Here is a 9947-nt window from a genome sequence, read left to right on the forward strand (position 1 = left end):
AAGAAATGGTCGGCGCCAGCCGCACTGGTGGCGGCCGCGTTCTATCTGCTGCTGTCGGGCGCGGAGGTTGCGACGCAGCGCTCGTTCTTCATGACGGCCGTGGTGCTGATCGCCGTGATGGTCGACCGCCGCGCCATCACGTTCCGGACCCTGGCGGTGGCCGCGCTGATCGTGCTCGCGGTCGCGCCGGAAGCGCTGGTACACCCGAGCTTCCAGATGTCGTTTGCGGCAACGCTCGGGCTCGTGGCGCTGGTGCAGATCGGCATGCCGAACCTGTTCGCATCGCCCGATCATTCCGCCACCGCGCGCATCGCGATGTGGGGCGGGCGCGAGATCGCGATGCTGTTTCTGGCGTCGCTGATCGCGGGGCTTGCGACCACGCCTTATGCCGCCTTCCATTTCCACCGCGTCACGCCGTTCGGCGTGCTCGCGAACCTTGGCGCGATGCCCGTGGTCTCGGCACTGGTGATGCCGGCGGGACTGCTGGGTTTGCTCGCGGCCCCCTTCGGGCTCGATGGCGTGTTCTGGTGGCTGATGGGGATCGGCATCGACTGGATGGTCATGGTCTCCCGCTGGGTGGCGTCATTGCCGGGCGCGATCGGCCGGATCCCGGCTTTCGGCATCGCGCCGCTGATCGTGGCCAGCCTCGGCATCATCGTCATGGGCCTGCTGCGCACGCCCTTGCGCTGGTCCGGTGGGGCGGTGCTGCTGGTGGCGATCCTCTGGGGGCTGTCGGTGCGGCAGCCCGATATCCTGATCGCCGGGGACGGCTTGAGCGTCGCGGTGCGGGGCAGGGACGGGCACCTGCATCTGATCAGGGCGAGCAAGGACAGCTTTCTGCTGAAGGAGTGGTTGGCTGCCGACGCCGATCCGCGCGATGCCGGCAGCGCCAACCTGGCTGACGGCGTGTCGTGCGACGAAGCCGGCTGCGTGACGCCGCTCGCCGACGGGCGGTTGGTCGCGCTGGCCCTGCGCATCGACGCGCTGGCGGACGATTGCAGCCGCGCCGCGCTGGTGGTGACGGCGCGGCCCGCGCCGCCGGATTGCGCGGCGATGGTTGTCGACCGGCAGCGTCTGGCCGCGCAAGGTGCGCTCGCGCTGACGCGGCGTGGTGACGGCTTTGCGATCCAGGCGGTGAAAGCCAGAGGCGCGGACCGCCCGTGGTCGCCGGCGACTGCCGGCGAGGCCGATTTCGGCGTGACCCTTGCGCCGCAGGCGGCTTCTGCCCGCAGCCGCGACGCAACGCCGTCCGAGTCGGATTTGCAAGCCGAGGACTGAGCGGACGGGCTTACAGGTACCAGGCCAGCACGGCGTCGAGTCCGGCGCTTCCGATCACCGGCAAGGCCACCATCTGGCTCAGCCCGGCTGCGCGGGCCTCTGCGGCGGCGATCGAGCCGTCACGGGCGAGATCGTCGTTGAGCGCGGGCATGCCGGTGGCCCAGGCGCCGCCGATGCCGCCGTCGCCTTTGGCGATGGATTTATCCGCGTAGAGCGCGGCGAGGTCGGTCTGCGCGCTGCAATCGCCGGCGCGGCAGACCAGGGCCGAGCGGGCCTCGTTCGGGACCCAGATCTCGAAGCGCCGCGCAATGGGTGTTGCCTGCGCGGAGAGGAAGGTCAGCACCCAGCTCTGGTCGCTGCCGGTGCGGTAGGGCACGCCAACGCCGAGATTGATCCCGACCTCGGCGGCTTCTTGCCAGCGCAGAAAGCTCCTGGCGTTGTGCAGGTCCTTGATGATCAGCGGCAGGCCCGCCTTCCAGGTGCGGCCGGGCAGGCCGAAGCCGCGGGGAAACCTGGTGTGGCGGGAGTTGAACTCGAACATGTCGGCGGTGCCGTAGTAGCCGTCGACGAGCCCCATCTCGTGGGAGGTATCGGGATCATTGTGCCAGAGCTCGATGGCGCCGACATGCGCCTCGTCGTCGCCGCAGAACAGGACCATCACCGCCTGCAAAAATTCGCCTGCGAACACTGGTACCGCCACGCCGCAGGTCAGGCCGGCTGCGAGTGCCTGATCGGTCCGCTTGAAATAGGAATTGGCGAATTTGGTGAGGATCACGGGATGGCCGCTGGCCCAGGCCTTGCCGGGAAGGCCCTCGTCGTAGCCGAAGCGCAAATCCTCGCTCACGGCCCTGAACGCGGACAGGCCTTCGCCGTAGAGGCCGCCGCCGAATTCCAGCCGCATGCGCGTGCGGTCGGGCACCCAGAGTTCAACGACGCGAATGAAGGTTTTCATCGAACGTGTCCGCCGCCTCGAGCTCAAGACACCAGCCGAGACAGCATCGGCCATTTGCTTGCGGAGCGGACGTTCAAAATTCAGGCAGGGCCGCGCAAACTTCGTGCGACGGGGCGGGTGCGCGGATTGGGTTACCGGAGACGCAAACCACACCATCTCGCCGGCCACGGCCGGCGATGGCGATTTCATTCCTGGCCCCCGACCGGTCAGTCGGGGATGGTCAGGTCAGCCGATCGGCAGGCGCCGGATTGTCGGCTGGCTGTCGGCAGTGATCTCAGGCTTGTGCTCACGCCCGCCGAGCGGCAGCGTCACCGGCAATTGCAGCACGGTTGCGCGCTGGCCTTCGACCAGCTGCGTCACCAGCACGTATTTGCCGTCGGGAAATTCGATCGCGTCGTGATGGCGATCGGGAATGTGCGGATCGATCTTGCCGAACTTGCCGACGCGGGAGTTGATGGTGCGCGTCCAGATCCAGCGATTGTCGTAGCGGACGTTGTCGGCGAAGGCGAGCTCCGTTCCCGGCAGCAGGCAGACGGCGACAGACATGTCGGCTTCGGAGGCAAAGCCGCGCGTCGAGGTGCCGCGGAAGGTTGTCGTGACGATCGTCTCACCGACTTCTGCGGGGCGTGTCGCGACGGCGTGCAGGCTGTAGTCACACATCGGGTGCTCCTCATCCGGGATAGAGCACCGGCGCCTCTTCTGAGGCGCAGGCCTCTATCAGAGTGGAAGCCCGCAAACCTCTGCTCGGTTGTGGGCAAATCTGCGGCTTGGATCCGCAGGCTGCCATCACAATATCTTTTTCAGAAGTATCCGGAACAAAGCCCGCTCGCGTGCATTCGGCGAGCGTCTTCGTTAGCGGCCAGCAGGCGCCGACCAGCCAGAATATTGCCAGGCCGGTTGTGAGGGCGGCGTGACGGCGTTGTGGGCGTTGCGGAATTGTGCGCTCGTCGTCGCCGGCATTGCCTTGCGCGCATGGTGCGGCTGTGCGGCGAAGGCTTGCGGCGCAGATGCTGCGATCAGCGCTATCGTGACTGCGCTCAAGATGATCTTGCGCATGGTGGTCTCCTCGGTTTCTCAAAGACCACGCGAAGCGATGCGTGCTTCGCGCGGCGTGCCGAGGATGTAGCGCTGGAGAGGGGGCCGGATAATCTGTGCAGAACCAGAAAGACTATCCAGCCGGAGCGGACAATCATCCGCTCCAATCGTTCGCGGGCCACCGCCAGCCGGCGGTGCGCGGCGGGCTCAGTACTTGCGGTAGAGCCCGATCAGCTTGCCCTGAATCTTGACCCGGTTGGGCGGCAAAATGCGGACCTCGTAAGCGGCGTTGGCGGGCTCAAGCGCGATCGAGGCGCCGCGGCGGCGGAAGCGCTTCAGCGTCGCTTCTTCGTCGTCGATCAGCGCCACCACGATGTCGCCGGTGTCGGCGCTCTCGTTGCGCTGGATCAGCGCCATGTCGCCGTCGAGGATGCCGGCCTCGACCATGGAATCGCCGCGCACTTCGAGCGCGTAGTGCTCGCCCGAGCCGAGCATGTCGGGCGGTACGCTGATGGTGTGGCTGCGGGTCTGCAACGCCTCGATCGGCGTGCCGGCCGCGATGCGGCCCATCACGGGCACCGCGACGGGACGCTCGCCCTCGTCCGCCGGCGGGCTGGAGGCTGCGCGCACCTTGCCGAGGTTGCCCTCGATCACGCTCGGCGTGAAGCCGCGGCGGTTGCCGGCGGCAGCCTGAAGCTCGGGCAGCTTGATCACTTCGATCGCGCGGGCGCGGTTGGGCAGGCGGCGGATGAAGCCGCGCTCCTCAAGCGCGGTGATCAGGCGATGGATGCCCGACTTCGAGCGCAGATCGAGTGCGTCCTTCATCTCGTCGAAGGAGGGCGGCACGCCGCTTTCCTTCAGGCGCTCGCTGATGAACCGCAGGAGCTCGTATTGTTTGCGCGTTAACATCTCGACCACATTCCCCCGGTTGATGTCGTTCGATTCCGAGACGCTGAATTCGGCATTAAGCCGCTACGTCCTCGAAACAAATCATGAACGGACACTATATGTTCGATACATGTTCCGCAACTGCTTAATTTACCGTGAACGCGACAAAGTTCGCGGAACGCACGCGAACGAAGCGGTCAGGCGGGCAGTCGCAGCACCTCGCAAGGCGAGCCGGCTTCGGCCTTCGGCGCGAATGGCGCGCGCACGAGAAGTGCCTGTGCCGCAGCGAGATTCGCAAGCAGCGAGGAGTCCTGGTGATTGACGGGAAGGGCGACGAGCGTGCCGTCATCGCGCATGTCGAGACGCGCGCGCAGATAATCCTCGCGCTGGTCATTGGCACCCACATCGCGGCCGAGCACGGCGTGCTCGCGGCGGTGGTGAATCACCTGCTGGCCCGACAACGCGCGAATCAACGGCACCATGAACAGGAAGCCGCACACATAGGATGACACGGGATTGCCGGGCAGGCCGATCACGCGCATCGCACCGAGCTGCCCGTTCATCATCGGCTTGCCCGGCCGCATCGCGATCTTCCAGAACGCCATCGCGGTGCCTTCGTCCCTCAGTGCTTTCTGGACGAGATCGTGGTCGCCGACCGAGGCGCCGCCGGTCGTGATCAGGATGTCGGCGCCGCTCGCACGGGCCCGGCGGATGCCTTCGGTGGTGGCCTCCAGCGTGTCGGCGGCCACGCCGAGGTCGACGGTATCCGCGCCCTCCTGGCGGGCGAGGGCGTGCAGGGCGTAGCCGTTGGAATAGACGATCTGGCCGGGACCCGGCGTGGCGCCGGGCATCACCAGCTCGTCGCCGGTGGCGAGGATCGCAACCCTCGGGCGGCGGCGGACGGGCAAGAGCGGGTGGTTCATTCCGGCGGCGAGCGCGAGATGGCGCTCGGTGAGCCGGGTGCCCTGGCGCAGGAGGACGTCGCCCTCGGAAAAGTCGACGCCGGCGCGGCGGATGTGCCGTCCCGTGACGGCGGCTTCCTTGATCGTGATGCGCTTGCCTTCCGCGACCGTGTCCTCCTGGATCACGACCGCGTCGGCGCCAGCGGGAACGACGCCACCGGTGAAGATCCGAACGGCTTCGCCTGACCCGACCGATCCCGCAAAAGGCCGGCCCGCCGCGACCTCGCCGATCACCGTGAGCTGCGCGTCGACCTCGGCCGCATCGGCCGCGCGCACCGCATAGCCGTCCATCGCCGACATCGCCTCCGGCGGCTGCGTACGCCGCGCCGCGACGTCGCGCGCGAGCACGCGGTGGAAGGCCGCGTCGAGCGCCGCCATTTCCTCAGCCAGAGGCTCTGCACCCGCGAGCACCGCGGCGAGCGCGTCGGAAACCGGCATCAGTGCCACGGGGGAAAACTCCAGCTGCGCCCGTTCGGGCAAATCGGCGGCGAGAGTTCTAGCCGAGCGCGCGCGCGGAGGCAAAGCAGCGGCCGCGGAGGATGACTTATCCTGCGTGGTCTACTCTATGCCGAGGGAAGGACATCAACTCCGCCGCGGCATGATCCGGAAGGCGAGATCGACCGGCGCGAGGATGGCTATGGCGAGGACACGAATGACGCGCGCCACAGGCGGCATCGGTTATCAACGGCTCGCCGGCTCGTCCGGACTGACGTCCGGCGCACGAGGGCCCTGATCCTTGTCGGGCAGGGGGTCGGCCTGGGATTTCAGGTCGGCGGCCTTGCTGATCAATTTGGCTGAAAGGTCCGAATCCGAGGTGGTTCTGGCGAATTCGAGCAAGAGAGAGGCTTGCTTGGTGAGGTAGGTCTTGCCCAACACGATGATGCGTCCGTCCGTAGAAGTCCCAACGGACTCAAGAGTCCGGAGGCGGGCATTCCGTTCCCGGAACTCTGTATAAAAATGTACAAAGTGATCTGGTTCCCGATCTGTCGGCAAATGTTCCGGGTAACTCCCGCGGTTTCGCCCGCTGGCCGGTGTTCTCGATCAGATCCCCAGTGCCTTGAGCGCATTGCCGACATCGCGGGGCGAGGTCACATGCACCGCGGTCAATCCGCGCGCCCGGGCCCCCTCGATATTCTCGGCGAGGTCGTCGAAGAACACGATGCGGCTGGCGGGCACACCCATCGCGTCCACGACGTGGTCGAACGCTGCTGCGTCCGGTTTTCGCAGGCCGATGCTGGACGACAGATAGAGCGTGCGGAAATGGCCGAGCACGTCGGCATATTCCTTCGAGAAATAGTCCACATGCGGCCGGTTGGTGTTGGAGAAGGCGTAAAGCGGCATCTGCTTCGCTGCGCGCGGCAATAGCTCCGCGATGTCAGGCATCTCGCCCGCGAAGATCGCGTTCCAGCCCTCCAGGAATTGTGCATCGGAGATGCCGATCCCGAGTGAATTGCGCAGCGACTGGAAATATTCCTCGTCGCTGATCTTGCCGACTTCGTGCAGGCAATAGGCCTCGTCGCGCACATAGCGCGCAACGATCGCTCCGGGTTCACAACCGGCATGTCCCGCCCAGCATGCGATCGCCCTGGAAAAATCGATATCGAGCACCACGCGCCCGAGATCGAACAGAAGCGCATCCGCGCTGCCGGGAGAGAGCGATGTCACCTGCATCCTTTCACTCAGTATCGATAGGGATCGTGGTCGAACAGCGGGAACGCGCTGAACACGCTGGGCGCATTGGTTGCGGTCGCCGGATGCAGGCAGGACTTGCTGACCTCGGCGAACGAGGTGGCGCCGAGCAGGCCGAGGCAGCGCAGCACTTCGTCTTCCAGCAGCTCCAGCATCCGCGTCACGCCGGCCTCGCCGTTGGCCGCCAGCGCCCAGCATTGCAGCCGGCCGATGCCGACGAGGTCGGCCCCCGCGGCGATTGCCTTGACGATGTCGGTCCCACGGCAGAAGCCGCCATCGACCATGATTTTTGCGCGGCCCTTCACGGCGTCGACGATCTCCGGCAGTACATGCATGGCGCCGCGGCCGTGATCGAGCTGCCGGCCGCCATGGTTGGAGACGTAGATCCATTCGACGCCGTGATCGATCGCGATCAGCGCGTCCTCGGCGGTGGCGATGCCCTTGAGGATCAGCGGGATCTTGAACTTGTCCTTGATCATCTTCACGGTCCGCCATTCCAGACCCTTCTGGTAATCGCCGCCGGTGGCGCGCAGGCGACTCTCGCGCACATAGCGCTTGGCGATGTCGCGTTCGCGGCGGCTGTAGTGGGCGGTGTCGACGGTCAGGCAGAAGGCGGCGTAGCTGTTCTTCACGGCGCGGCTGACGACATCGGCGACAAAGGCGTCGTCGCCGCGGACATAGAGCTGGAACAGGCGGAGCGCATCGGGCGCGGCTTCAGCGGTTTTCTCCAGCCCCGGCTCCGTGACAGAACTCAGCATATGTGCCGCACCGAAGGCGCCGGCGCCGCGGGCGACGGCCGCCGCGCCGTGCGGATCGAAGACTTCCAGCGCCCCGACCGGGGCCAGCACCACCGGCAGGCGCATCTTGCGGCCGAACTGCTCGACCGAGCCGTCGACCTCATGCACGTCGCGCAGCACCCGCGGGCGAAAGGCGATCTCGTCCAGCGCCATGCGGTTGCGGCGCATCGTGGTCTCGGTCTCGGCGGCGCCGACGATATAATCCCAGGCGTTCTGGTTGAGGTTGGCGCGGGCCTTCTTGATGAATTCGTGCAGGTTCTGGAACGGCTCGTTGCTGGAGCCGAGCTCGACGTTCCGTTCCGGCCGGATGCGGGGTGCTTCGTTCATTGTTGTCCTCCCGAGAATTTGAAGCCTTGTCTCATCGCCTAACCCGTCCGGCCCGCCAAAACCATCCTAATATCGCATGGCTGCGAAGCGTGAATCGGCCGACCGATTGCCGCCTTGCACAAGACGGTTTCCGAACGTTGCCAAAAGTTTAGGTCCGGGCGAAGGGATTTTTGCAGGTACAAGCCGGCGTGGCATCCCGGCCTTGAAGAAACCAGAATGGTATTGTGAGAACCGGGCTGGATCGCCATTTGCATGGCGGCTCCCGAGCCCCGAGCAACCCGAGCCCCCGAGCAAGAAGGCTAACTCATCCATGCGGAAATCCCTGCTGTTCCCCCTGGGCGCGCTCACCGGAGCGTGTCTGACCCTTCTGGTAGCCAGTCCGCACGGCGGCGTATGGGCAGCACGGGCGGCGGCGAGCGCGGATGATGCCTATACCCAGCTCAATTTATTCGGCGAAGTGTTCGAGCGGGTGAAGGCGAGCTATGTCGAAAAGCCCGACAATGCCAAGCTGATCGAAGGCGCGATCACCGGCATGGTGACCTCGCTCGATCCGCACTCGCGCTACATGAACGACAAGGCCTGGACCGAGATGCAGGAGACCACCTCCGGCGAGTTCGGCGGCCTTGGCATCGAGGTCACGATGGAGGAGGGCCTGGTCAAGGTCGTCTCGCCGATCGACGAGACCCCGGCCTCCAAGGCGGGCATCATGTCCGGCGACCTCATCAGCAAGATCGACGGCGAGAACGTGCAGGGCATGACGCTCGAGCAGGCCGTCAACAAGATGAAGGGGCCGGTCGACACCCAGACCAAGCTCACCATCGTGCGCAAGGGCGCCGACGCTCCGCTCGATGTCGCGATCAAGCGCGAGATCATCCATGTCCGCCCGGTGCGTTTCCACGTCGAGAATGGCGACATCGGCTATATCCGCGTCACCTCGTTCAACGAGCAGACCACCGACGGCCTGAAGAAGGCGATCGCGTCGATCTCCAAGGATGTCCCGCCCGAGAAGCTCGTTGGCTACGTCATGGACCTGCGCAACAATCCGGGCGGCCTGCTCGACCAGGCCGTGTCGGTGTCGAGCGCCTTCCTTCAGCGCGGCGAGGTCGTCTCGACCCGCGGCCGCAATCCGGAAGAGACCCAGCGCTTCACCGCGCATGGTGGCGACCTCACCAAGGGCAAGCCGCTGGTCGTCCTGATTAACGGTGGCTCCGCTTCGGCGTCCGAGATCGTCGGCGGCGCGCTGCATGACCACAAGCGCGCCACGATCATCGGCACGCGTTCGTTCGGCAAGGGATCGGTGCAGACCATCATTCCGCTCGGCGCCGGCAATGGCGCGCTGGCGCTGACCACGGCGCGCTACTACACGCCGTCGGGCCGCTCGATCCAGGCCCAGGGCATCGCGCCCGACATCGAGATCCTCCAGGATGTGCCGCCCGAACTGAAGGGCCGGATGGACACCATGGCGGAGTCCCAGATGCGCGGCCATCTGTCGGCTGCGGACGGCACCGAGCAGACCGGATCGCAGTCGTACGTCCCGCCGGAAGAGAAGGACGACAAGGCCCTGCACGCAGCCTACGACTTCCTGCACGGCGTTACCGCAAACGCGGTCGCCGCCAAGCCCGCGCCGAAGGCTGCGGTGCCGAACTAGATCTTACGACGTCCAGGACATTCGCCCGGGAGTGGATCACCGCTCCCGGGCGAATTCGTTTCGGGATGCTGTCTCAGCGCGGGTTCAATGCGGCAAAGGTCGCATCGTAGCGACCGTCGCGCTCAGCCCAGCGGCGGGCGCGGCGTTCGACCAGCACCTCGTCGCGGGGATGAACCCGCAGCTCCAGCAATTGCATGAATATCGGCGTCGAGCGGCACGGCGCGCGCATCGCCCGCTTGGGAGGTGGTGATCCCGCATCGTCGCGAGCGGCGGGATCACCGTCGGATCGTCACTGATCCTTCTTCGGGCCCATGTGATGCGGGACGTCCGTCTTCGGTCCGCCACCGTAATGGTGGCTGCCGCCGGAGCCG

General features: G+C 66.1%; 11 protein-coding genes. 2 read left to right on the top strand and 9 right to left on the bottom strand.

Features of this window, described 5'->3' with window-relative positions; genetic code table 11:
• Positions 1 to 1278: ComEC/Rec2 family competence protein (locus PMI42_RS07395; protein ID WP_008132161.1), on the top strand; the 1278-nt coding region annotated here is incomplete at its 5' end.
• A gap of 10 nt (positions 1279 to 1288) precedes the next feature.
• On the opposite strand, the gene PMI42_RS07400 is transcribed toward PMI42_RS07395, so the two are convergent.
• The 8 genes from PMI42_RS07400 to PMI42_RS07435 form a co-directional block, all read right to left on the bottom strand.
• Positions 1289 to 2230, bottom strand: a complete 942-nt coding sequence (locus tag PMI42_RS07400; protein WP_008132163.1) for a GAF domain-containing protein — start codon at positions 2228 to 2230, stop codon at positions 1289 to 1291.
• A 225-nt stretch (positions 2231 to 2455) separates the two neighbouring features.
• On the bottom strand, positions 2456 to 2890 hold the full coding sequence (locus tag PMI42_RS39645; protein WP_008132164.1) for a hypothetical protein: 435 nt from the start codon (positions 2888 to 2890) through the stop codon (positions 2456 to 2458).
• Between the two features lie 192 nt (positions 2891 to 3082).
• Entirely contained in the window at positions 3083 to 3286 is a 204-nt protein-coding gene (locus PMI42_RS07410; protein ID WP_008132166.1) for a hypothetical protein, read from the bottom strand.
• 186 nt (positions 3287 to 3472) lie between these two features.
• Positions 3473 to 4174 carry a transcriptional repressor LexA gene (lexA, locus tag PMI42_RS07415; RefSeq protein ID WP_008132168.1) on the bottom strand — a complete coding sequence of 234 codons (702 nt, stop codon included), beginning with the start codon at positions 4172 to 4174 and terminating at the stop codon, positions 3473 to 3475.
• A 176-nt stretch (positions 4175 to 4350) separates the two neighbouring features.
• Entirely contained in the window at positions 4351 to 5562 is a 1212-nt protein-coding gene (locus PMI42_RS07420; RefSeq protein ID WP_008132170.1) for a molybdopterin molybdotransferase MoeA, read from the bottom strand.
• Between the two features lie 234 nt (positions 5563 to 5796).
• Entirely contained in the window at positions 5797 to 5991 is a 195-nt protein-coding gene (locus tag PMI42_RS07425; RefSeq protein WP_008132172.1) for a hypothetical protein, read from the bottom strand.
• A gap of 165 nt (positions 5992 to 6156) precedes the next feature.
• A complete protein-coding gene (locus PMI42_RS07430; RefSeq protein WP_008132173.1) occupies positions 6157 to 6786 on the bottom strand; it encodes an HAD-IA family hydrolase in 630 nt (209 codons plus the stop codon).
• 8 nt (positions 6787 to 6794) lie between these two features.
• Positions 6795 to 7928 carry an alpha-hydroxy acid oxidase gene (locus tag PMI42_RS07435; protein ID WP_008132174.1) on the bottom strand — a complete coding sequence of 378 codons (1134 nt, stop codon included), beginning with the start codon at positions 7926 to 7928 and terminating at the stop codon, positions 6795 to 6797.
• Between the two features lie 310 nt (positions 7929 to 8238).
• Here PMI42_RS07435 and PMI42_RS07440 point away from each other — a divergent pair, with 310 nt between their 5' ends.
• A complete protein-coding gene (locus tag PMI42_RS07440) occupies positions 8239 to 9576 on the top strand; it encodes a S41 family peptidase (protein ID WP_008132175.1) in 1338 nt (445 codons plus the stop codon).
• A 73-nt stretch (positions 9577 to 9649) separates the two neighbouring features.
• On the opposite strand, the gene PMI42_RS39995 is transcribed toward PMI42_RS07440, so the two are convergent.
• Positions 9650 to 9805, bottom strand: a complete 156-nt coding sequence (locus PMI42_RS39995; RefSeq protein WP_193376324.1) for a hypothetical protein — start codon at positions 9803 to 9805, stop codon at positions 9650 to 9652.
• Between the last annotated feature and the right edge of the window lie 142 nt (positions 9806 to 9947).

The sequence above is a fragment of the Bradyrhizobium sp. YR681 genome (assembly GCF_000282615.1).
Lineage (GTDB): Bacteria > Pseudomonadota > Alphaproteobacteria > Rhizobiales > Xanthobacteraceae > Bradyrhizobium.

Bases quoted from the DNA above. Each gene is read 5' to 3' on its own strand.
- PMI42_RS07400 (WP_008132163.1), bottom strand. From the start codon at position 2,230: ATGAAAACCTTCATTCGCGTCGTTGAACTCTGGGTGCCCGACCGCACG.
- PMI42_RS39645 (WP_008132164.1), bottom strand. From the start codon at position 2,890: ATGTGTGACTACAGCCTGCACGCCGTCGCGACACGCCCCGCAGAAGTC.
- PMI42_RS07410 (WP_008132166.1), bottom strand. From the start codon at position 3,286: ATGCGCAAGATCATCTTGAGCGCAGTCACGATAGCGCTGATCGCAGCA.
- lexA (WP_008132168.1), bottom strand. From the start codon at position 4,174: ATGTTAACGCGCAAACAATACGAGCTCCTGCGGTTCATCAGCGAGCGC.
- PMI42_RS07430 (WP_008132173.1), bottom strand. From the start codon at position 6,786: ATGCAGGTGACATCGCTCTCTCCCGGCAGCGCGGATGCGCTTCTGTTC.
- PMI42_RS07435 (WP_008132174.1), bottom strand. From the start codon at position 7,928: ATGAACGAAGCACCCCGCATCCGGCCGGAACGGAACGTCGAGCTCGGC.
- PMI42_RS07440 (WP_008132175.1), top strand. From the start codon at position 8,239: ATGCGGAAATCCCTGCTGTTCCCCCTGGGCGCGCTCACCGGAGCGTGT.
- PMI42_RS39995 (WP_193376324.1), bottom strand. From the start codon at position 9,805: ATGCGCGCGCCGTGCCGCTCGACGCCGATATTCATGCAATTGCTGGAG.